The organism is Leisingera sp. M658 (assembly GCF_025144145.1).
In the GTDB taxonomy this organism is placed as follows: domain Bacteria; phylum Pseudomonadota; class Alphaproteobacteria; order Rhodobacterales; family Rhodobacteraceae; genus Leisingera.
Window position 1 is genome coordinate 22,740 of sequence record NZ_CP083548.1, and the last position, 22,624, is coordinate 45,363.

General features: G+C 56.3%; 18 protein-coding genes and 3 pseudogenes. 15 read left to right on the plus strand and 6 right to left on the minus strand.

The annotated features are described in order from the left end of the window. The first annotated feature begins 415 nt into the window (after positions 1–415). The 3 genes and pseudogenes from K3724_RS21960 to K3724_RS21970 form a co-directional block, all read left to right on the plus strand. Positions 416–1,126, plus strand: coding sequence for a hypothetical protein (locus K3724_RS21960; RefSeq protein ID WP_259993005.1), 711 nt, complete (start codon positions 416–418; stop codon positions 1,124–1,126). 441 nt (positions 1,127–1,567) lie between these two features. Beyond that, the gene (locus K3724_RS21965; RefSeq protein ID WP_259993006.1) at positions 1,568–2,461 is read left to right on the plus strand and encodes a serine hydrolase; all 894 of its coding nucleotides are present in this window, start codon (positions 1,568–1,570) and stop codon (positions 2,459–2,461) included. 729 nt (positions 2,462–3,190) lie between these two features. Continuing rightward, positions 3,191–3,373: pseudogene (locus K3724_RS21970) on the plus strand (GntR family transcriptional regulator); the annotation flags it as partial. 13 nt (positions 3,374–3,386) lie between these two features. Here K3724_RS21970 and K3724_RS21975 read toward each other — a convergent pair. After that, a complete protein-coding gene (locus tag K3724_RS21975) occupies positions 3,387–4,292 on the minus strand; it encodes a LysR family transcriptional regulator (RefSeq protein WP_259993007.1) in 906 nt (301 codons plus the stop codon). A 143-nt stretch (positions 4,293–4,435) separates the two neighbouring features. Here K3724_RS21975 and K3724_RS21980 point away from each other — a divergent pair, with 143 nt between their 5' ends. Further along, positions 4,436–4,756, plus strand: a complete 321-nt coding sequence (locus tag K3724_RS21980) for a monooxygenase (protein ID WP_259993008.1) — start codon at positions 4,436–4,438, stop codon at positions 4,754–4,756. A gap of 47 nt (positions 4,757–4,803) precedes the next feature. Here K3724_RS21980 and K3724_RS21985 read toward each other — a convergent pair whose 3' ends face one another. Next, the gene (locus tag K3724_RS21985) at positions 4,804–5,727 is read right to left on the minus strand and encodes a LysR family transcriptional regulator (protein ID WP_259993009.1); all 924 of its coding nucleotides are present in this window, start codon (positions 5,725–5,727) and stop codon (positions 4,804–4,806) included. Positions 5,728–5,835: 108 nt separating this feature from the next. On the opposite strand from K3724_RS21985, the gene K3724_RS21990 reads away from it, so the two are divergent. The 8 genes and pseudogenes from K3724_RS21990 to K3724_RS22025 form a co-directional block, all read left to right on the plus strand. After that, on the plus strand, positions 5,836–6,834 hold the full coding sequence (locus K3724_RS21990) for a TRAP transporter substrate-binding protein (RefSeq protein ID WP_259993010.1): 999 nt from the start codon (positions 5,836–5,838) through the stop codon (positions 6,832–6,834). 81 nt (positions 6,835–6,915) lie between these two features. Then, positions 6,916–7,398, plus strand: a complete 483-nt coding sequence (locus tag K3724_RS21995; RefSeq protein ID WP_259993011.1) for a TRAP transporter small permease — start codon at positions 6,916–6,918, stop codon at positions 7,396–7,398. Continuing rightward, entirely contained in the window at positions 7,395–8,795 is a 1,401-nt protein-coding gene (locus tag K3724_RS22000; RefSeq protein WP_259993013.1) for a TRAP transporter large permease, read from the plus strand. Before K3724_RS21995 ends, K3724_RS22000 begins: the two co-directional genes overlap by 4 nt. Positions 8,796–8,798: 3 nt before the next feature. Further along, a complete protein-coding gene (locus tag K3724_RS22005; RefSeq protein WP_259993014.1) occupies positions 8,799–10,916 on the plus strand; it encodes a N,N-dimethylformamidase beta subunit family domain-containing protein in 2,118 nt (705 codons plus the stop codon). A 400-nt stretch (positions 10,917–11,316) separates the two neighbouring features. Further along, on the plus strand, positions 11,317–12,252 hold the full coding sequence (locus tag K3724_RS23875) for a recombinase family protein (protein ID WP_311200233.1): 936 nt from the start codon (positions 11,317–11,319) through the stop codon (positions 12,250–12,252). Beyond that, a complete protein-coding gene (locus K3724_RS22015) occupies positions 12,249–13,118 on the plus strand; it encodes a TniB family NTP-binding protein (RefSeq protein WP_259993015.1) in 870 nt (289 codons plus the stop codon). The genes K3724_RS23875 and K3724_RS22015 overlap by 4 nt, the downstream gene beginning before the upstream one ends. Further along, the gene (locus tag K3724_RS22020) at positions 13,115–14,161 is read left to right on the plus strand and encodes a TniQ family protein (RefSeq protein ID WP_259993016.1); all 1,047 of its coding nucleotides are present in this window, start codon (positions 13,115–13,117) and stop codon (positions 14,159–14,161) included. Before K3724_RS22015 ends, K3724_RS22020 begins: the two co-directional genes overlap by 4 nt. Positions 14,162–14,250: 89 nt before the next feature. Further along, positions 14,251–15,122, plus strand: a pseudogene (locus tag K3724_RS22025) (transposase); the annotation flags it as partial. Positions 15,123–15,354: 232 nt separating this feature from the next. Here the strand turns inward: K3724_RS22025 and K3724_RS22030 are convergent. Continuing rightward, positions 15,355–15,984, minus strand: a complete 630-nt coding sequence (locus K3724_RS22030) for a LysE family translocator (protein ID WP_259993017.1) — start codon at positions 15,982–15,984, stop codon at positions 15,355–15,357. A 554-nt stretch (positions 15,985–16,538) separates the two neighbouring features. On the opposite strand from K3724_RS22030, the pseudogene K3724_RS22035 reads away from it, so the two are divergent. After that, positions 16,539–16,907, plus strand: a pseudogene (locus K3724_RS22035) (transposase); the annotation flags it as partial. Positions 16,908–17,021: 114 nt separating this feature from the next. Continuing rightward, the gene (locus tag K3724_RS22040) at positions 17,022–17,321 is read left to right on the plus strand and encodes a pirin-like C-terminal cupin domain-containing protein (RefSeq protein WP_259993064.1); all 300 of its coding nucleotides are present in this window, start codon (positions 17,022–17,024) and stop codon (positions 17,319–17,321) included. Between the two features lie 45 nt (positions 17,322–17,366). Here K3724_RS22040 and K3724_RS22045 read toward each other — a convergent pair whose 3' ends face one another. Then, positions 17,367–18,887: a VOC family protein gene (locus K3724_RS22045; protein ID WP_259993018.1), complete on the minus strand. Its 1,521-nt coding sequence runs from the start codon at positions 18,885–18,887 to the stop codon at positions 17,367–17,369. Between the two features lie 162 nt (positions 18,888–19,049). Here K3724_RS22045 and K3724_RS22050 point away from each other — a divergent pair, with 162 nt between their 5' ends. Continuing rightward, on the plus strand, positions 19,050–19,988 hold the full coding sequence (locus K3724_RS22050) for a pirin family protein (RefSeq protein ID WP_259993019.1): 939 nt from the start codon (positions 19,050–19,052) through the stop codon (positions 19,986–19,988). 111 nt (positions 19,989–20,099) lie between these two features. Here the strand turns inward: K3724_RS22050 and ycaC are convergent, their stop codons facing one another. Together ycaC and K3724_RS22060 are read right to left on the minus strand one after the other, a co-directional pair. After that, complete coding sequence (gene ycaC / locus K3724_RS22055; protein ID WP_259993020.1) at positions 20,100–20,726, minus strand: isochorismate family cysteine hydrolase YcaC; 627 nt, start codon at positions 20,724–20,726, stop codon at positions 20,100–20,102. A 910-nt stretch (positions 20,727–21,636) separates the two neighbouring features. Then, on the minus strand, positions 21,637–22,533 hold the full coding sequence (locus K3724_RS22060; protein WP_259993021.1) for a LysR family transcriptional regulator: 897 nt from the start codon (positions 22,531–22,533) through the stop codon (positions 21,637–21,639). Positions 22,534–22,624 lie beyond the last annotated feature (91 nt).

Sequence of the window (22,624 nt, forward strand, 5' to 3'; positions counted from 1 at the left end):
CTCATTATTTACGTACTCCGACAATCCATGTCGGATCACCCTAATGGTGAGACTGCGGTTCCAACAAAATCAGCCACTTAGGTCTTTGAATTTCTGAGACTCGTAAACTCTCCAGTTTTCAACCCATGAGTCGAGAACCTGCCGTTCGTCCAACGTGCGGCGAAGGTGTCAAAAGAGCTCACTGCCGCCATGCGGTGCCGCGGCGACAGCGCAGCCCTTGAATTCTTCTGCATATTCCAGATACACCGGTTGACCGTCGGGCCAATGTCCAACATCACTCAAATGGAGTTCTACTTGGGAAATGTGAGATTATTCTATGAAACCCTTTGGAATTGTCGCACTTGTTCTCTTGGCAGCAGCAGGAGGCTGGTACGTCTTCTTGCGAGACAAAATCCCTTCTGCGGAACAGGTCTTGATGGAAATCCGCAAGACGCTTCCTGATCAGACAGGCGTCAATCTGTCTCTGGAGCACTGCCAGTTTTCTATTAACAGCACAAAGAATAACGAGACCTCAGAGCAGCTTGCATTGAGTCGCCTGGAAGCGGACCTGACCTCTTTCAAGTTCGACAGCGTGGGCATCAGAACGGTTTCTGATGGCCGCGCCATTCTTACGATAAAAGCCAAACCGGTTTCAGACCGCCAGCTTGACCAGGCCGAGGCTTTGGTTGCGCTGGTTCCCGAAGAGATGCGCAGCAAGCGGGGCAGCACGCTCACGATGATCCCGAATGATGGGCCAGTCACAATCACCAAACCTCTGGCAGCTGATGAGTCTGGCGTCCTGGAGCGCAGCACCCTGAAAGACCTGCTGGAACAGCCAAACGGGCGGCTGTCTTTCCATTTGAGCAGCGTTGTTCGGATCACCGAAGAAGTAGAGGCCCCGGCACCCCCGCAGCCTCATAAGGACGCCCCGGGCTTTCACAAGTTTGCCCAAGAGATCCAGGCTGACGATAGGCTGAACAACTATTCGCTCTCGCTGGTTTATGTTGGTGCCGAGCCTGATCCTGATTCCCTGTTTGTTGCGGGCCTAAGCTTCCCGCCGCAGCTTCAGTTCATAACCCCATCGGTCGATAAGGCTAAGGAATTGGCACGGACAATCATGCACTACGGGCAAACGAATTGCCGTTGATTGGACCTTTGCTGCGCCTGTATGCATCAGCAGAAGGAGGCACGAGTTCTACTGTCTGGCGGTCAATCAGCTCTTGTCAGCCCTGTTGTCTACAGGCGCTCCTCCGGCCTGCACGGCAGTTCAAACAGCCACATCGACATTCGAGTACCTGATCAGGAAGCCTGGAACAAACAAGGGCAACGCTGCTGCCGCAGCGCAGCAGAGATCGCCGGAACCGCGTCAGAGCACCGTAGCCAGACGGTTACGTTTTGTCTGTACACCGCTATCGTTCGTTGGACGTGTTTTGAATGGCCGCAAAGCGCCGTTTTCGACGCGCTGCACAAGCGAAGGCTTGCCTGGTGGCCAGTGACAGCAATGGGCTCCCACCAGCCTAAGCCTACTTCAGCGGGCGGCAGGATCGAGCCCATTGTGGCGATTGCACCAAAAAGGTTACTAGGACCGATGAATAAGAACCAAGAAATCTTCTCCCATCGTGAAACCGGCCCCAATTTGAGTGTTCAACGAAGCTCGGGCGCAGAGGTTTTTCCTTATTGGAGTTTTACCAAAACCGTAGTCGCAATCTGTGCCTTAAAGATCGTGGAACTGGGCAAGCTCGATCTGGACGAACATCTCGCAGACCATGACTTCTCGCTTCGCCAATTACTGAATCACACCGCTGGCTTGCCGGACTACTATTCCCTGCCGGGCTACAGGAAAGCGGTTGCGAATGATGAAGAACCTTGGCCTGCTGAGCACCTGTTCAATGCCACGATGGCGCAAGGCAGTTTGTTTACACCGGGTGAAGGCTGGGCCTATTCAAACCTTGGTTACATGCTGGCCCGCGATTTAATTGAAGACGTCGCTGGTTCGTCATTCTCCAACCTTGTCAGTGAGATGATCTGCGACCCTCTCGGGCTGGACAGCATTGAGCTTGCGACGGCTAGAAAACACCTCTCACGCGTTCACTGGGATGGAGCAAAGAGGTATCATCCAGGATGGGTATATCATGGATGTCTTACTGGAACTGCTGCAGACGCTGCACGGCTATTACATGCTCTGTTTACGGGAAGGTTGCTCAATGCGGTTACGCTTGAACAGATGCTGATCCGTCATCCTCTTGGCGGCGCTATTGAAGGTCGGCCTTGGACGAAATGTGGCTATGCATCTGGCCTTATGAGCGGCCGGTGCGGGAGGGTCGGCCGCACTGTCGGGCATTCCGGCGGGGGTCCCTTCAGCGTCAACGCAGTCTATCATTTTCCCGATTTGAAGGAGCCGGTCACGGTTGCGAGCTTCTCTGATGGGCGAAATGAGGGCGTTGCTGAGTTCGCTGCGGTTGAATGCGCTGGTCAGAACTGACCGCGTAGCGGTCTTGCTGTAGTTGAGCGTTGAAGGTCCGCAAGGCTCCGTTAGCTACTTGCCGCACCTGCGAGAGGCTACCACAAGGCCGACGGCAGCTGTGGGCTCACTGCCGCCGAATGCTTGAGCAGCAAGATCCTTGTTGTGCGTGGACAGGAACCGGCCATCGAAAGCTCTGGCCAAGAGATTGATCCTGCGGCGTTTCCGATGATGTGCTGCCATCCGTGTCCCAAAAGCCAAGGTTCGGCCTGGTGGCGGCGAAATCTTGGTGAGAGCCCAACCTGCTCCTTGGAGTTTAGCGCTGCGTGAGCGTGCAGTACGAAAATCGCTGCAAGCGCTCAGGTTCCACTGCCGCAGGGCAGCGACACAAACTGCCATTCGTCGATTGCGCCGAAAATCTAAGACGGCAGTTTCACAGCTTGCGGAAAAAGCCGCAGCATCCGTCGCTGGAGATAATGACAACAGACAGCCCAACGCCGTCCCATACCGGGTGACAAACCTGCCAAGCCAGCACATGCAGTTCGGGCGGAATGCCTTCATTCGCGGCATCTGCGAGAGCAACTGGTCAGATCTCTGAAGGCAGTCATTCAAAGTTTATAGGCAAGTTCTGTCGGGCAGCAGAAACGCCAGAAATGCAGCAGCATCCGGATTTTGCTTCGCCGTGCCGATTGCCGGTTCGAGAGATCATTTTTGCATCTTAGGCGACAGTAGATTGCCAAGACTTATAGGTCGCGCACGCCACTTCGCGACGCCTTTCAACAGCTTGCCCTGTCTGACCTGGCCGAACTGATCCCGCGCCATGGTGCCTTTATTCGTAGGCCCGGACCGGCGGAACTAATGGAGATGTTCGAGATGATGGCAGAGCTGGAGGCCGTTTGCGGTCGGCCGGCTACGCTGCGGATTTCGGAAGAGACGCCAACCTCAATCAGGAACGGCCCATTTTTCGGGCCTTAACGAAATTTTTAAATGCCTGAAGGCGCGCCGGTACATTCCGTTTAGATAAGTAGTTGAGTGAAAAGCAGGGAAGCCTTTCAAGGCTCTTTGGAAGAACCTCTATCAGCCTGCCACTTCGAATTGCAGGTTCTGCGGAAGCCGAAAACAGATAGGCTAGACCAAGGCCTGCTTCCGCGTATCTCAAGATCGAGTTCACGTTGTTGGAGATTACTCGCGGCTTTGGCATAACCGTGATTGGGCCATCGCGGGTCTTGAACACCCACGGAGCCAATTTTTCTGAATCCCCGAAAGCAAAACATATCCCCTCGTGGCGCACGATATCATGAGGGAAGTGTAAGGGCCCGGCCTCCACTAGGTAGGACGGCTGAGCGACCACCTTCATCTCATGGGGCGGACCAATCGAAATAGCGTAGGTATCCGGGTCCAACAATGTTTCGACACGTATGGCCGCATCAATGCCGCTGGTCAACAGATCGACTTTTCTTTCGTCATAGATCACCTCTATGGCCAGTGTCGGGTACAAAGCCGCAAAATCAGAAATCGCTGTGTCTAGAAACAACTGACCAGTGCCAACTGGCGCGCTGAGACGGAGCGTACCGGTCAGCCCTTCCCTGAATTCGTTGATTTCCTCAAGCGCGGTATCCAACTCGTCAATTGCGGGCAGGCTACGGCGATAAAGAGCTTCACCCGCACGCGTTAAGGAGATTTCGCGCGTAGTCCGCTCGAAAAGACGTACACCGAGCCGGTCTTCGAAACGTTGAACCGCCTCGCTGACAGAACCGGCCCCCAGCTTCAGGTTCTTTGCCGCCGCACGAAATCCATTTGCGCGCGCAACCTCGACAAAGATTGCCAGGTCATTGAGTCTGCCACGGCTCATCGTTCTATTTTTCTAACAAGGTGATCGGATAGTCAGTATTTTTCAAACGAATACCTTTCCCTAAGTTACTTGGCAATGACCTAGCGCAGAGCCTCCGGCAAGAGCTGTTAAAGCTAGGCCTGAACGGTAGAAAGGATAAGCTCATGAGCACAAAGAAAATCTGGGATCTTCATATGCGGGTCTCTGGACCGTTGAACGAGGAAGCTGCCGAAGGCATGCGTCAGCTCGCGCAGAGTATTGCAGAAGAGCCAGGGGTGATCTGGAAGATCTGGACGCGCGAAGGCGAGAGCGACCGATTTGGCTCAACCTATCTCTTCCAGGATCTTGAAGCCTTGGAAACCTATAAGGCGATGCACTTGAAGCGGCTTGAGGCCTTTGGAGTGACCGATGTAACAGACTATGTATTCGATATCATGGAAGAGCTGAGCACTATCAACAATGCTCCGGTAAATGATCCGGATTGACCTGCTCCCCTCGAAGACAACTGGCCCCGCGCATTTCGGTTGCGGGGTCACGCATTACCGCTGGACGCTTGAACTCCGGCGGCAGAACCTTGCTGAAGGCAAAGGAATTCAACAAACCGGTTCATGGCGCCGTTGCAGCTGGATTTCTTCCAAATCGCAATAGTTTCAAGTCTTTCCGTAATATCCTCAAAGGGAATGGAGACCAATCCTGGCGGTGGGGTACGGCAGGTGCTTTCGGCGAGAACCGTGATCCCCATACGGCTGGCAACAAGCCCTAGGATGGCGGCAGAATTATAGGCTTCCTGGACGATATCAGGCATGAAGCCTGCCCGGCGGCAAAGCGGCAGAAAATGGTAGTAGAAATACTCCCAATCCTTAGCTGGACCATGCACAAACTGCTCCTTTGCCAATTCTTCCAGCCGGATGCTGCCACGGTGAGCCAAGGGGTGCCCTTCGTAGACGATACAGAGCAGGTGTTCCTGCTGGACGCTGACTGAGGCGATATCGGGCAAGTTCACTGGACCAGTGACGAAGCCGACATCCAGCGTCCCTTCTTCCAAACGGTGCAGCTGTTCCGTGGTTACCCCATGAAGCGGTTTAAGTGTGATGCCCGAAAATTCCTGCTGAAATGTCTTGAGTAAATCGGGGAGGCATCCGCCTATTGCAAAATCCGTATACCCAATGCGCAGTGACCCGATCTTTCCCTGGTCTGCTTGCCGCGCATTTTCAACAGCGCGTTCCGTCGCCGTCAGGACACCTCGGCAGCCCTCTAGGAACACCCGGCCCGCTTCAGTCAGCACAGTGACCCGGTTGCTGCGCTCAAACAGACTTACCTTCAATTCGCGTTCAAGATGCTGAATTGCCCGGCTCAGCGCCGGTTGTGCGATGTTCAGCCGGGCTGCAGCCCGGCGAAAATGCTGTTCTTCAGCGACGGCAATGAAATAGCGGATGTGCCGCAGGCCAATATGCATGATGCCGTCCAGTTATCAATTATGACTTAATTGATATTATACCTGCATGTATTCCTGTGCCAAGCTTTCTGCAGATCCAAAGACACAACACTTCTGGGAGGAAACCACATGTTTGAGGGAAAGCTACTGCCAATCCTGGCTTCGGCAGCCATCGTAGCAGCATCGGCGCAAAGCGTCTGGGCCGGTAATGTAACCATCAACCTTGGCTATGCTGCTGCCGAAGGCAGCTCCTACAGCGTATTGGCCGACAAATTCGAGGAGCTGGCCGAGGAGTATTCCGGCGGCACGGTAGATGTGCGCGTCCGGTGCTGCGGCCAGCTGATGGGCGAGGATGAAGCGTTTAAGGCGATGCAGCTGGGCACCGTCGACATGCACATTATCACCGGCAACAACATCTCACCGCATTTCCCTCTAATGGACGCCTTTGTGCTTCCCTATGTCTTCGAGGACAAAATCCATGCTTACAAGGTGCTGGAAGGGGAAGTCGGCACTGGATTATCCAATCAGCTGCATACCGCAACCAATGTGCATTTGCTGACATTCGGCTTTGTTGGCGACAGGGATTTTTATAACGCCCGCAATCCGATCACCAAAATGGAGGACATGGCCGGACTGAAGGTGCGTGTGCCAAAAAACCAGGTGATGATCGACACATTTGCGGAATTCGGTGCCGCCCCAATTCCGCTGCCCTGGGCCGATACGCCAACCGCGTTGCAGACCGGCACGGTAGAAGGGGCGGACAATGGCACCTCATTCATTAAGTCCCAGAAGTTCTACGAAATTATGCCGCATTTCACGGTGCTTGAGCATTTTTCGTACTTCTCGCCGCTGTTTGCTAGCGACCGGATCATGAACAAGCTGGACGACGCGCAGCGCGATGCCGTGATGCGTGCGGCGCGGGATGCCGGGCTGTATCAGAAAGAGGAAATGGGCAGCCGGGTTGCAGGCATCCGTGCCTTCCTGACTGGTGAGGGCGGCATGCAAACCGCCGAGTTTGAGCGCTCCGGCTTCCTTGCCGCGGGCCAGCGGGTGCAGGATCGTTATGCCGCCGAAAAAGGTGATGATTTCAAAGCACTTCTGGCGGCTATCCGCGCAGCAGCCGACTGACAGGCTTCTCCCTGACTGCGGGTACGTGCGCCACCCTTCATGTGCCCGCCTTTTTAACTTCTGATGTCAACGGAGGTAACGATGCTGTCACGTCTCGACCGGTATTTTGAGGAGATCCTTTGCACATTCTTTCTGTGCATGGTGGTCGGCTCGGTTCTCATGCAGGTGGTGCTGCGATTTTTCTTTCATTCCGCGGCTGCCTGGGCCGAAGAAACCGCCGTCTATGGCATGATCTTTGCGGTTTATCTCGGGGCGGTGATGGCTGTCCGGGACCGGGCGCACATCCGCATCACCCTGCTGATCAGCCGACTGCCGCGCAGCCTGCAAGTCTGTTCCGTAGTTCTGGCCGATGCGCTGTGGCTGGGGTTTGTGATCTTCATGATCGTGCAGACCACAATCTATACGCAGCTTCTGTTCCAAGTGACCTATCAGACCCCCGGCCTGGGGATCGAACAGCGCTGGGTGCAAATGTTCATTCCCATCGCCTTCTGCCTGATGCTGTTCCGCATGCTGCAGGTCTACTGGCGCTGGCGTGCCGAAAATTGGAAAGGACTGCCGCTATGAACGAAGCATCCATGGAAAAAGCTGTTCCCCGCACATCTTTGACTGCTGTTTCGGTGCTGGTGGTTCTGATCTTGGCACTGGTCCTGGCCATGGTTGCAGGTGCGAACGGCCCGGTCATGATGGCCATAGTTTTTGTAGTCACCATGGCCATCGGGGTTCCCATTCCCTTTGCTGCAGGTATTGCCACAGTGGCAGGGCTGCTGATTGCCGACATCCCGCTGACACTGATGGCGCAAGCGGCCTGGACGGCGTTTGAGCCTTTCCCGCTGGTCACTATCCCGCTGTTCATCCTTGCGGGCCAGCTGATGGAGCAAGGCGGCATGTCCGATAAGCTGGTCGCCATCGCCCAGCGCCTTGTTGGGGCCTACAAAGGCGGCATGGGACTGGTCACGGTTGTTGCCTGCATGTTCTTTGCCGCCTTGTCTGGATCTGGACCGGCAACCACCGCGGCGATCGGTTCGATCACCATTCCAGCCATGCAAGAAGAGGGTTACCGCTCCCGTTTCGCAGGTGCCATCGCCGCCGCTGCTGGGGCACTTGGCAGCATGATTCCTCCGTCCAACCTGCTGATCATTTTTGCCTTGGTCACCGATGTGTCGATCCCTCGCCTGTTTCTCGCAGGCATCATTCCGGGCGTCGTGCTGGGACTAATGCTGATGGTCGTGGTGTTCGTGATCTCACTGCGCAACGGGTATGGCGGCACCGGTGAAAGATTCCGCTGGGGACCGCTGCTCGAAGCTCTTTGGGAAGGCAAATGGGCCGTGATGGCGCCTGTGATTATCCTGGGCGGTATTTATGCCGGCATCTTTACCCCGTCCGAGGCAGCCGGTGTTGCCGTGGCCTATGGTTTCTTTGTCGGGCTGTTCATCTACAAGGGGCTGACCTGGAGCAAACTGTTTCAGGCCTTCAAATTCACCGCCATCGTTATCGGCACAGTCTTGTTCATTCTTGGCTCGACCAAGGCCTTTGGCCAGCTGGTCACGATCTTTGACATCCCGTCGTCGGTCCTGGACCTGTTCCAGAATCTGGCAGCCTATCCCTGGCTGGTGATGCTGCTGATCGGCGTGTTCTACATCCTCGTCGGCATGTGGCTGGAGAGCATTCCGCAGATCATCATTTTTACCGCCGTGTTTTTCCCGCTGGTAACCAGCCTGGGCATAGATCCGGTGGTCTTTGGTATCTTTACTGTCATGACCTGCGAAATCGGCTTTCTGACTCCGCCCATCGGGGTCAACCTCTTTGTCGCGGCCCGTATCAGCAGGATCTCCATTGAGGAAATCTCTGTTGGGGTGCTGCCGCTGCTGATCCCCTACATCGCAATGATCCTGCTGCTGGTCTTCTTCTCCAGCTGGGTCACTTTCCTTCCTGATCTCGTCTATGGCGAACGCTTGAGGTAACCCATGAATACCATTCCCCTTATTGGCTACAGCGACCGGCTGTCCGCGCGCCCTGGCGAGAGTATCGCATTCAAAATATCTTCCGAAGCCAAAGGCAAAGTCACGGCCCGTCTTTTCCGGTCCATAAGCGCCGACCCCAACCCAGCAGGACAGGGGATCGTAGAGGAGGATGCCTCAGCCTATTTCGACCCGATCCAATTCCTGTCCCGCAAGCAGAACTTCCGCAGTGGCTCGTACGGGCTGGCGAAAGAGGCGGTATCTGCACCGGCTACAACGGATCTTACCTTCAGCGCTATTGTACTTGCGACTAAGCAGACAGGTAAGCAGCAGGTGGCGCTGGCCTGCGGCGGCTATGAACTCGCGTTGACAAATGACGGCAGCGCTAGTTTCTTGGCTCCGGATGGCGCAGTGGCAACCGGCCAGCCGCTGACCCTTCGGCATTGGTACCGGATCACTGGCCGGATCAGTGCAGCTGGAGACATCAGCATTACCCAGACGCCGCTTGGACGCAGTTTTGAAAATGAGATCATGTCGAATGGCCATGCTGTCCCGCCAACGATGCTGGCGGGGCGGCCTTCAATTGCAGCCCGCCTTCGCAATGGCCAGGCTTCAGATCATTTCAACGGCAAGATCGAAGATCCATCAATTCTGGCCAACGGTGCACCACTGGCTGCCTGGGACTTCTCGCAAGGGATATCTTCAACGCAGGGGCACGCGACAACGGGGCCGGACCTGGATCTGATCAATTTTCCAGCGAGAGCCATGACAGGATCCCGCTGGGACGGCTCTGAGATGAACTGGCGGCACCGCCCGGATCACTATGGCGCCATCCATTTTCACGAAGACGATATCTATGACTTTGAATGGGAAACCGATTTCAGCTTCAATGTGCCGGCAGACATGCCATCCGGTGCTTATGTGATGCGGATCGAGGCAGACGGGCTGGAAGACGCCATACCCTTTTTCATTTGCCCGCCGCTTGGCCAGCCGCGCGCCAAACTCTGCGTGCTGGTGTCAACCTTCACCTACACGATTTATGGCAACCATGCGCGGCCGGACTATAAACCGGAGTGGCAGAAACGAAATACAGAGTGGAATGCCTACCCGCACAATCCGGCCGAATACCCGCAGTACGGGCTGTCCACCTACAATTACCATTCTGATGGGTCCGGCATCTGTCACGCCTCGCATCTGCGGCCCTTGTTCAACCTGCGGCCAGGCTTTCTGACCTTCGGGAGCACCTCCTGCTCTGGGCTGCGGCACCTGCAGGCCGATAGCCATCTGCTCAGCTGGCTGCATGCCAAGGGGATTGACTATGACATTGTGACAGATGCTGAGCTGCACAACGACGGCGTTGCCGCGATTGCCAGTTATGCAGCCGTCACCACCGGCAGCCACCCCGAGTATCACACAACGGAAACCTTGAATGCTCTACGCGATTACCGCGATGCGGGAGGTTCGCTCAACTACCTGGGCGGCAACGGATTCTATTGGCGTATAGCTGTGCATCAGGAAAACCCCGGCCTATTGGAAATCCGCCGGGCCGAAGATGGAATCCGGGCCTGGGCTGCAGAACCGGGCGAGTATTACAACGCCTTTGATGGCGGTTACGGCGGCTTGTGGCGCCGCAACGACCGCCCGCCGCAAGAGCTGGTCGGCATTGGTTTTGCCGCGCAGGGGGAATTCCATGGCGCCCCCTACCAGCGCACCTGTACTGATCCGGCATATGACTGGATTTTTGACGGAATCGAGAGTGATGTCCTCGGAGACTTTGGCTTCAGCGGCAATGGCGCCGCTGGGTTCGAACTGGACCACTGCGACATACGCTTGGGCACCCCCCCGGAAACAGTGATCCTCGCGCAGTCATTCTCCCGCGAGGGTGAGTTCATGCTTGTGCCCGAGGAGCAGCTCACGCACCTTACGAACCTGAGCGGCGGCCCGGAAGCTGACATGCTGCGCGCAGACATGGTTTACTTGGAGCTGCCCGGCGGCGGCTCGGTCTTTTCGACCGGTTCGATCACCTTCTGCGGCAGCTTGCCGTGGAATGGCTTCAACAATGATGTTTCCCGCCTCCTTGAAAACATCCTGTGTCATGCTTTAGCAAAAGGATGCCCCCAGTAGGAGTTGCATTTTAGAGGCTGGCGCGCGCCAACAGGCTTTGTTCCGGGCGCCCGCACAAGACCCGCAACTTAATAGTTGAAATCAACCGCGGCGAACGGACGGATTAGAAATCCACTCACTGACGTGATTATGAAAGATCGGTTTGGAGGAAAGCACTCTGCACACCAGGCAGCGGACGCGGGCGCAAACCAGTGTGAGTGTCTTCTGCAAGTGCATTCGGCGCAGCGGCGTTAGTTCGCATTGTCCCGCAACTTTCGAGTTCGTGTGCGGCGCAGCGAAGGGCTGTTCTCGTTCAGGGTGATGCGAAAAGGACCCTTTTTGCAGCAGTGAAGGCCGCTCCCATAATGCATTGATTTTCCTAGCACTGGACTGACGCAAAAACCCTAGGCAAAATATGCACATGAAAATCGGCTATGCGCGGGTATCAACGGAGGAACAAAACCTCGATCTACAAATCGAGGCTCTGACCGAAGCTGGATGCGACCGTATTGTCACCGATCAGGCAAAGAGCGGCGCAACCGCGGCCGAGACGCGTTCCGGTTTCTCAGAAGCAATGGAGCTGTTGGATGAGGGTGACTTATTGGTGGTCTGGAAGCTGGACAGGGTAGGGCGGTCCATCGCTGACCTCGTTCACCTTCTGAAACTCTTTGGAGATCGCGGTATCGAGTTTCGCAGTCTGACGGACGGAATAGACACGACGACTGCAGGGGGGCGCTTAGTATTTCACATTATGGGAGCATTAGCTGAATTCGAGCGGGACCTGATCCAGGAACGGACGAAGGCCGGTCTTCGCGCTGCGAAGAAGCGCGGCAAGCAGCTAGGCCGACCGCCTGTTCTTTCCGCCGCTCAAATCGCGCACGCCAGGACTGCGATCGCAACCAAGCGGGAAACTGTTTCAGGCATGGCGGAGATTCTTGGCGTAAACCGAAGCACGCTGCAGCGTGCAATGTCGCGTGATGAACGGGTGGGCGCCAGGCCGCCAAGCTGCGGCGTGAAAGATGTCATGCTCAAGTACGACCCTACTGACATTCGGATGGTGCACATCAGTGCAGATGAAGAAATCTTTCATGAGGCCAGAAGCGAGCATTTTCCGCGCAATCCTCTGTCTTTAGATGACTGGCACGAACAACGAAAACGTAGAGAAGAACGGCTGCAAGCAGCGATGAACGTGCCCAACCCCGTCGCTGCACACGACTATCGCAAGCAAATCTTGTCGGAAGCAAATCGACGAAAGAAGGCAGTTAGCCACTTCGAAGCACTTCCTCAATCACAAGGTTGCGATATTCGCGATCTTAGTGGGCCACGAGGCTTTTCTGTGCCGAGGAAGTTGTCATGAGAAAAACGCCATCTCAACACTTCGCGGACATGTCGCAGGCGCCGGTACCCGAGCGAATTCATTACGTTCGCACCGGGGCGTTTTTTGAAACATCAGCTATTCGCGCGCTTAGAGATCGATTGGATGAACTGATCCGTGAGCCGGTAGACTGCGAGAACAAGCTTGTATTCATAACCGCCCCGGCTGGGATGGGATTGACCCGAATTATCAAGCAATTTGCAGCACAGCACCCCCCAAAGACGAGTAGGCGACGCGGCAGGCACACGGTTCCGCTCGTGAACCAGCTCATCCATCCGAGCGGTGACTTCATTGACTATTGCGATGCACTCCGCACGAACCTCGACATTCCAGGATACGGCGCAATGACACGCCGATCCTCTTACCCAAAGACCCTCGAGTTATTAGGGCATTTGAAAACGCGGCTCGTAATCTTGGAGGATTTTCACCGCGCCTACAGTTTTCAAAAACATCAATTGATATCGTATCAGAATTACGTCCACTACCTGATTTCCGAATACGATATCAGGGTCATCCTTACAGGAGCTCCGCGCATATGGCGATGGGCATTGGAAGACGAACAGACTTTAGGGCGATCAGTTCACCTTCAGTATCGGGCCTGGACACCAAGCGAGGATGACTTCATCGAGTTTCTTGAAGGGTTTGAACGATGGTGTCCGGTTAGAGAAGAGGGGGCTCTGTCGCGCGATCCCAAACTTCGCAAGGCAATTATCAGCCGGACCCATGGTATCTGCAAAAGCGTGATGCAAGTGCTCACCGGCCTTGCAATTTATGCGATTGTGTCTGGCAGTGAGCGCCTGGATTTCGACACGTGGATAAGCTTTCGGGACCAAGGGCTATCGATATGAGCGTCACACCCTATGCGATGGAAAGCCTGACTTCATTCGTAAGCCGCGCGGCTGCAATGCATTCGACTGATCCCCGGTCCTACCTTCGCAGGCTCTTTCCGTCAGATAGCTACCAGGACATCGCAAGATTTCCTGAAGATCTGGACGCACTAGATCAAGGTGCCATTCTAGCTGGTCTGAACAATGCGCTGGACTCTGCGAAGCGCAGGCTGGAATTGCTCACCTTCCCCGGCGCAAAACCTGGCGTTCATACCAAGTGGTTGAGGCGGGCAGGTGGGATTCATTTGGGTTTTGACCAATTCAGCACGACACCCTCTTTCGCGTGGTGTCCACGTTGCCTTCTCCGCGACCAACTCGATGGCCACGATCAATTCATGCGATTGTCTTGGAGGTTGATCACACAGACGTTTTGCCTAGTTCATAGGAGACCGCTTACCACTCATTGCCTGGCCTGCTATGATTGCGAGGCAGAGACGGCATTCGTTTTCGACGGCGCCAACGTTGTGCTCGCGTGTAGCGCATGCGGCTCACTCTATTCGACGCAGCTTGGCCTGCCTGATATGTCTGCCTCGACCACTCTGCGACTGCATAACAACCGGCGTGTACAGATTGCTTGGAATGGGGCAATCCAACTGGAAATGGCACTCGAAAGGAGCCTGTCGGAGCGGTCTAAAACCAAGAACAAAAGTGAATTCCTTGACTTTGTTATGGCTTTTGCAAACGTGCTGTTGAAATCCGGTCGGGGCGGGAGGGCGCCGATTGATCTCTTTTCCAGTGTTGCGTTCCCATCGCGGCCAAACCCGCATAACATCACGTCAATGGATCGGCCTTACCGAGCATCTTCGATCGCAGTTACCCGCAAAACACACGGTTTCATCGCAACCATTTTGAAGCGCCGCGTGAACCTGTTCTCAATAAAGGGCGTGCATGAGAAACGTTGGGGTAGGGAGCCCTCAATGCAAGAGCTACGATCCGAACTCGAGCCGGATCAGAACGATGAGCTCGATCAGTTACTATTGAGATTTCCTGCAAAATGGTTCTGAGGGCTTCGGGCGTATTCCGTTGAAAAACTCCTTCTTGATTGAGATGCCCGCGGCTGGTTCAATTCCCTCATTAGGTGGGAGGATCGGCGATGATGGGACCGCGGCAAGAGGCGCAACCGGCGCTATTTTACGAGTTCTCGCTCGAGGATCATGTCCCGCAAAACCATTTCCTGCGCTCCATCGACCGGTTTGTGGATCTGTCCGGGATCCGCAGCTACCTTGCCGGTTTCTACAGCCATACAGGTCGGCCTTCGATTGATCCCGAGCTGCTGATCCGCATGTTGCTGGTCGGCTATTGCTTCGGCATCCGGTCGGAACGGCGGCTGTGTGAAGAGGTCCACCTGAACCTCGCCTATCGCTGGTTCTGCCGCCTTGATCTGAGCGACCGGGTCCCGGATCACTCGACCTTCTCCAAGAACCGCCCCTTTCGGCAGATTGCTTCGCAATCGCCTGCCGGGCAATGCATGGTCGGTTCCGGGACAGCGAACTGTTGCGGCATCTCTTCGAGACAACCGTCGCGCGGTGTATCGAAGAGGGTCTGGTCAGCGGGCAGCGCATGGCCATCGATGCCAGCCTGATCGAAGCCGATGCCAACAAGCAAAATTCTACGCCTAAGGAAGAATGGGACGTCAGGCAGATCGATCCCGCCGATGCGCCTCGGGCGGTCCGTGAGTATCTCGACACCCTGGACGAGGCTGCCTTCGGCGCGGCCAGCGAGGTTCAGCCAAAGTTTACGTCCCATTCCGACCCTGCCAGTCAATGGACCGCAGCCCGCAAGGGTCCGGCCTTCTTCAGCTATTCCGACAATTACCTGATCGACACGGACCACGGCGTCATCGTGGACGTGGAGGCGACGAGATCAATCCGCCAAGCCGAAGTTGGGTCGACCAAGACCATGCTCGAGCGCGTGAAGGCGAGGTTCGACCTCCACCCTGAGCGCCTGATCGCAGACACCGCCTATCTTGAGATCATCCGGGTTTGGGCGCGAGATCATCGGCGTATCCAGCTCAGATTTTTTGAGACTCAAAATCGCCGCTGGCTCACAATGCTTGCGACTGAGCGCAGATTACCTGAGACGGGCTCACGTCGCTGAGACTGAGCATATCACACCGGGTTGGTGGTCCGAGAACAGCCGTTCACGGTATCGGACCCGAACAGGTAAGACGCCGGACTTTGCTGCCGTTCAGCCCCGTCTACTGCGCACGTTTGAACGCTGCCGTCGCCACACCCATTGCAACCAAGGAGCAGCCGCCCGAACGTGAGAACCAAGCCAAAACCGAAGGGCGGGCAATCCTTGCTCGCAAGTTGTCGGCCAAGAGCGCGTAGGCGAGCGCGTTGATGGCGGCCAGTCCGACAAACGTTACTACGAGAATTGCAAACTGAGGCAGCAGCGGTGTGTCCAAGACAACAAATTGAGGAACGAACGCGATAAAAAACACGATAGATTTCGGATTGAGAGCCGTTACAGCGGCAGCATGGCCGAACACGCTCGACGCGCTGGTTTGCGATACTTTTTCCAAATCGCCCAACGAAGCTGTTGATGCACTTCGGAAAAGTTTGATCCCAAGAAAAACGAGATACGCTGCACCAATCCACTTCAGGGCAGTAAATAGAGTCGCTGACGCAAGGACCAAAGCCCCCAACCCAGCGAGCGACGCGGACATGGCGATGAAGTCACCCAGAGCAACGCCGCCCACGGTCGCAAGGGCGACTCTTTTGCCTTGGCTGATTGCGTAGCTGAGAACGAGTAGGACTGTTGGTCCAGGAATGAGCAAGAGTGCTGTGGAAGCCGCGACGAAAGCCAGCCAAATTTGAAAATCCATGAAATTACCTTTCCAACTTTAAGCTGAGCCAGCCACAGGAGCAGAAGGCTGTAAAGGGGGATTTCATGATCCGACTATTGCGATGCAGCATTAGCCACATTGGGCTCTCTGCCCGAATTCGCTGCGCGCCGCTTGAATAGCCGTTGCTGGCAACGGGCACCATTCAGTCGAACAGCTCACAAGGAAAACGCCCGTTATTCTGGCGGTGACGATGTGCTGAGGATTTCTGGCCTCGCTGCACCAGAAAACCCGATCCGGAAACCTATGACCGCATTGCCCCCAACAGTTCACCTTTCCTGCCATCGGTCTCCCGACCCTGATCTGAGTCTCAGCAATGTGAGCCCGTCTCAGATAATCTGCGCTCAGTCGCAAGCATTGTGAGCCAGAGTATAATTATGGTCTCAGACAATCTGAGCCGAAAACGGCGATGATCTCGCGCCCGACGATTTATGATCTCAAGATACCGTAATGGGCTGCTCAAGCCGCGTGTTTGGTTACAAGCTCCTCGTGAAGGGAAGTGGATTGTCCACCTTCCGTGTCAGCAGGAGGATATCATGGAAGTCTATATCGGGGTCGATGTGTCACTGGAATTGTCGAGTGTCTGCGTGGTCGACCGCGCCGGCCAGGTGATACGTGAGACAAAGGTTGCAAGTGAACCCGATGCGTTAGTCGATTTCTGTTGTTCATTGAGCCAACAGATCGTGTTGATTGGCATGGAAGCGGGGCCTTTATCGCAATGGTTGTTCGCTGGGTTGACTGAAGCAGGACAAAAGCCGGTTTTGATGGAGACCCGCCAAGTCAAATCTGCGCTACAGGCGATGCCAGTCAAAACCGACCGGCGCGATGCACACGGGATTGCCCAACTCTTGCGCACTGGTTGGTTTCGGCCAGTGCATTGCAAATCAATCTCGGCGCAGGAGATCCCCAGTGTCGGCCTGGCTGATGACGCAGGGCGGCTGCGGGTCATCGCAGGCGGCTACAGCGGCCGAACGGGGCCCGCTCGTACCTTCACACCGATTGAGGTCTGGGATCTGCGATTGAACGCGGAAAAAGGCATCTCCCTGGCACCGCCGGAGGGCCAGAACGTGACGGTAGTTGTCCCGGACGGCGAGGTGTCGATCAACGGTAGCGCCCCTCTGGCGGGCCCGGCAACAGCGCGTCTCGGGAACGAGGGGGACATCAGGCTGGAGGCTGCGACCAGCGCCAAGCTTCTGATCCTGTCAGGTGAGCCGATTGACGAGCCGGTTGCCGCCTATGGGCCCTTTGTGATGAACACCCAGGATGAAATCCATCAGGCGATTTCCGAATTTCAGTCCGGAAAGTTCGGCACTCTGTAAGGGGCTTCCGGACAGCATTCGGGCGGCGGGGCAGTACCCGCCGCCCTACCGGTTCAGCCAGGCGCGCGCGCTGCTCAGATCGGTAGGCGAAATATCATGGCCGGCCTCAATTACCTCAGTTTCAATATCCGCACCGCTGTCCCGGAACCATTGGGCCAATCGCGGTGCCTCGGAGCTGAAGGGGTCATCGCGGCCGGCCAGCAGCAATACCTGGGCCGAGGACAGATCCACCTGTGGCAGCTCTTCGAGCACAGGGATCGCCCGCAGCAGAATGGCGCGGCGGATCAGGCCGGGGTGCAGCGCCATCACTGCGGCCGCAAAATTCGCGCCATTGGAATAGCCCAGCACCGTCACCGCCCCGGCGTCCAGCTCATATCCCCGCACCACCGCGTGCAGAAAGGCCTCAAAGGCCCGGGCCTCGGCGCGGATGTCCTTCTGGTCGAAGGCTTCAACGCCAAACCGCCGGAAGAACCGGGCGACGCCTTCTTCGGTGGCACGGCCGCGCACGCCAAGCAGGGTTGCCCTCGGATTGAGGCGCGCAGCCAGAGGCATCAGGTCAGCCTCGTTGCCGCCGGTTCCGTGCAGCAGAAGGATAATGGAGCCGTCGGGGTTTTCGGGATGGTGAAACCGATACACGAAGGGCAGAGAGCGCTTGGGCATCCGCGGTTCGCCTGGGCGCGCAAATTGCGGCAGCATCACGCGCAGGTCTGCGGCACGGGCGGTGTCATGGTCCGGTATCAGCAGCTGTTCTCCCAGATGGTCTGACGGTTCATCCACCGCAAATCCGGGCGCGTCGGTTGCGTATTCAACAAGCAGACCGGCCGGATCCCGGACGTACAGCGACAGGAAGTATTTCCGGTCATGGACATTGGTCGGCTCATGACGCCGCGCCAAAGACAGGCGCATCTCCCGCACTGCCGCAGCATCCGGAGCGCGGAAGGCCACGTGGTCAAAAACGCCGGTGCCGGGAATGCCGCTGAAGAACCCGCGCGTATCACGGATATCGATCGCATCCGTATCCGACACCATGCGCTGTATCCGGCCTTCCACCGCGTCCATACGGTATCCGAACTGCCGGGCAAAATCAGCTGTTGCTGCAGGATCCCCGGAAAACAGCGTGACGGCCCGCAGGCGGGTGGGCGCAATCGGGTCAGGTAAAGGGTGCCGGGGTTCCAGATCCGTACCTACAAGCTTCACGATGATACCGTCGGGGTCTTTCAGCCGCAGAACGGTCTCCCCGAACTCGCGCACAGGGTGTTCAAGCGGCACCCTGGCTTCCATGGCGCGTGTCAGCCATTCACCAATGCTGCCGGGCGGCACGGCAAAGGCAATCTCGCCGGTCTGGCCGTCCCCGGTGCGCCCTGGTGCTCCGTCCTCCCATACCAGGAAAGTCACCACCGACCCCGGAGCGCCTTGCGCGTCGCCATAAAACAGGTGCAGTTGCTCGGCGTCCTCATAGCCGCCTGTTTGTTTGACAAGGCGCAGGCCGAGAAACCCCGTGTAGAAATCCACGTTGGCCTGAACATTTCTCGTGATGCCCGTCACATGATGAAGTCCCGAAGGCATTTGCACCTCTCACCCAGCAGTCGGCTCAGCATAACCCAGCTTAGATCCAAGTGAATACAGGGCGGGCGAACACCGCTTTCGCCCTGAACGAACAGGTGGCGGCTTCTGCATCTCCTGCGATGAGCTATCCTTTTACTGAACTCAGTCCCAAGGGAGGTTGATATGAGCTGGAATCCTGCACTAGATCCCGGATGCCCTGATGACATTGGCAACGACTCCATTGAAACCCTGATCATTCCCCGGGCGCATGACCTGGGCGGGTTTGAAGTCCGCCGCGCACTGCCCGCGCCGAAGCGCCAGATGGTCGGGCCGTTCATTTTCTTTGACCAAGCCGGGCCAGCAGAATTCCTCACCGGCGAGGGTATCGACGTGCGCCCCCACCCGCATATCGGATTGGGCACGGTGACCTATCTTTATCAAGGGGACTTCCACCACCGCGACAGCCTGAGCACCGATCAGGTCATACGCCCCGGCGCCTTGAACTGGATGGTGGCCGGAAAAGGGGTCACCCATTCCGAGCGCACCTCGGCGGAAGGCCGCAACGGGCCGCATTCACTGTTCGGCATTCAGACCTGGATGGCGCTGCCGGAAGACAAGGAGGACGTCGATCCCCTGTTTGAGCATCACGGCAAGGAAAGCCTGCCTGAAATCGAAGCGGAAGGCGTCCGTGCCAAACTGATCCTTGGATCGGCATATGGGGAGGCCGCACCGGCAACCCTTTTTTCCGAAACCTTCTATCTGGACGTCATTCTCGAGCCCGGCGCGCGCTTCCCGCTTCCGGATGATCACGAAGACCGCGGAATCTACGTATCCCAGGGCAGCGTGAAGATTGCAGGCCAGGAGTTCGAAGCCGGCCGGATGATGGTGTTCCGGCCAGGTGATCAGATCACGGTGGCCGCTGACCCTGCCGGCGCCCGGCTGATGGCACTGGGCGGCGCGACACTCAATGGCCCCAGATATGTCTGGTGGAACTTCGTTGCCTCAAGCCGGGAGAAGATTCAGCACGCCAAGGAAGAGTGGCGTGCTGAAAGATGGGGGATGGGGCAGTTTGATCTGCCGCCCAATGACCGGAGCGAACACATTCCCCTGCCGCGCCGCTAAGCGGAGCCCCCGCGCTGAATGCCGCCCGGAGCTGCTGGCGCCAGACTGCCCTTGGCGGGTGCAAAATCCCCGCCAAAGGCTTGCCTGGCAAACTCAGAGGTCTCGGCGCGCCTATGAAGTGACGGGCGTCGCGTTGTAGCTGCTGATAAGGTTCCGGTAATCCGGGATGTGGTTGGAGAACAAGGCTCCCAGCCCTTCGATGTCATTCCGCCAGTCACGGTGCAATTCGCAGGCCAGGCCGAACCATGACGTCAGCTGGGCTCCTGCCGCAGACATACGGTCCCATGCAGCGTCCCGGGTCACCTGATTGAATGTGCCGGAGGCATCCGTCACGACAAAGACGTCGTAACCCTCCTCAATCGCCGACAAGACTGGAAATGACACGCAAACTTCCGTCACCACGCCGGCAACAATCAGTTGCTTCTTGCCAGTGGCCTTAACGGCCGCGACAAAATCCTCGTTGTCCCAGGCGTTGATTTGTCCGGGGCGGGCGATGTAGGGGGCGTCGGGGAAAAGCTCCTTCAGTTCAGGAACCAGCGGCCCGTTGGGGCCATCCTCGAAGCTGGTGGTCAGAATCGTCGGCAGGCCGAAGTATTTGGCGGAATCAGCCAGAGCCAGAACATTGTTCTTGAACTTATCGGGATCAATATCCCGCACCAGAGACAGAAGCCCGGCCTGATGATCGACCATCAGAACGGCGGAATCATTTTTGTCGAGGCGTTTGTAAGGAGTTGTCATCTGCGTTTCCTTTCTTATAGCACCGCAATATGAGGGGGACCGAAGGTGCTTTGGAGGCTTGGGTCAGCTTCAGTGAGGTGCGAAATAACGCACATCCCGTCATAGCGGCTGGTCATATCTTACCAGCTCTAGTATTGGCTTTCGCCGCCGGAATACCGAAAGGCGGTGTTCGGAAAAAACGAACGGCTTCTGTTCCGGAGCCAGGTGCAAGCAGCCTTCTGCTTCGGTCAGGATCGTTGCCACAACCTCATCTCTGGTAGCCTTCAGTCAAATTCTGCCAAGACGCCGAACCGTTGCGGCCGTCGGTTCTGGCGTTCGATTAGCGCGACGGTTCGGAGCCGCCGCCTGGAGGTCGAGGCCCTGGGTAGTGGGAATGCCCGCATAGCGGGCTGCGACTGCAGCATCACGAGCAACTGTTAGATGTCGCCTTTGGGCCGTGAGTGACCAGGTAGACAAGTGGCTGATTGACCTAGCTCCACCGGCTGAGTGTACGGAGCCGAACATGGCTGCACGGAAACCGTTGCTACTCGCTGGATTACCTACGTGAGAAGTACCTGGCACTGAAATTGCTCGGGCGCGCAAACAGCGGTACTCGTTACGACAGGCAAACCTGCTGAAATCCACAGATCCTTAAGCTTTTGAAACCATGGGCAGGTGAGTCTCATTAATTTAGTCTCATTATTTACGTACTCCGACAATCCATGTCGGATCACCCTAATGGTGAGACTGCGGTTCCAACAAAATCAGCCACTTAGGTCTTTGAATTTCTGAGACTCGTAAACTCTCCAGTTTTCAACCCATGAGTCGAGAACCTGCCGTTCGTCCAACGTGCGGCGAAGGTGTCAAAAGAGCCCATAATTACCGCTGCTGCGTTCTGCATCAATGTCGGTTTTGCCGCCACAATCCTTAATCAAGCCAAGTTCTCCGCAGCTTGTCTTACATGGTCGATAAAAGCCCTTTGTTTGAGCGTCGCGCCGCGACGGCTCGGATAGATTGCCGACAGAGGCACACTTGAAGCACTCCAATTTGGTAGGACAGCAGAAAGAAGGCTGGAGGCGCACTCTGCGTGTACAGCATAGGCCGGAAGCATCGCGATACCGCCGCCTGCGATAGCCAGGTTTCGAAGGGCTAGAAAGTCGTTAACGACGACATCCCCATTGGCCGCGAAATCTATGACTTCTCCGTCTCGCTGTAGTTTCCACCGGGAGGTTTTGAACCCGCTGCGCATTATCAAGCACCGATGGTGCTGCAAATCCCTGGGCAGCTGAGGGTTGCCCGAACTGCGCAAGTAGCCGGGGCTGGCATAGAGACCAAAAGGAAACGTCCCTATGGCTTGTGACATCATCGAGGAATCCGGTGTTTCACCAATGCGGAATGCAAGATCAAAGCCATCCTCAATCAGGTTTGCCCTCATGTTCGTCAATTCCAGGATGACTTGAACTTTGGGGAACTGCTGACCATAGGCCGCTATCGCTGGCGCAATGATTTGCTGTCCGACCAGTACTGAGGCTGACACCCTCAGTTCCCCTGCCGGTTCTCCCAGACTTGTCTCAACAACAGCGTCGGCAGCATTGGCTTCTTCTACCATCAAACGACAGTAATCGGCGTAACGTATACCAATCGACGTCAGCCGACTGCTGCGGGTGTTGCGCTCGATCAATTGAACACCGAGGCGGTCTTCCAACCGAGAAAGCCTGCGGCTGACGTTCGACTTCGGAAGCTTCATCTTTTTGGCAGCACCCGTAATGCTACCAGCCTGCGCAATGGCTGCAAAAACGGCCAAATCGTTTAAGTCTCTATGTTCCATTTTTAGAACTTTCTTTTGCCTTTTTGCTCAATTGATCCACAAACGGAATAGTCTCATATTCTGACCAAGCAATGCAACACGCTTGATTGGA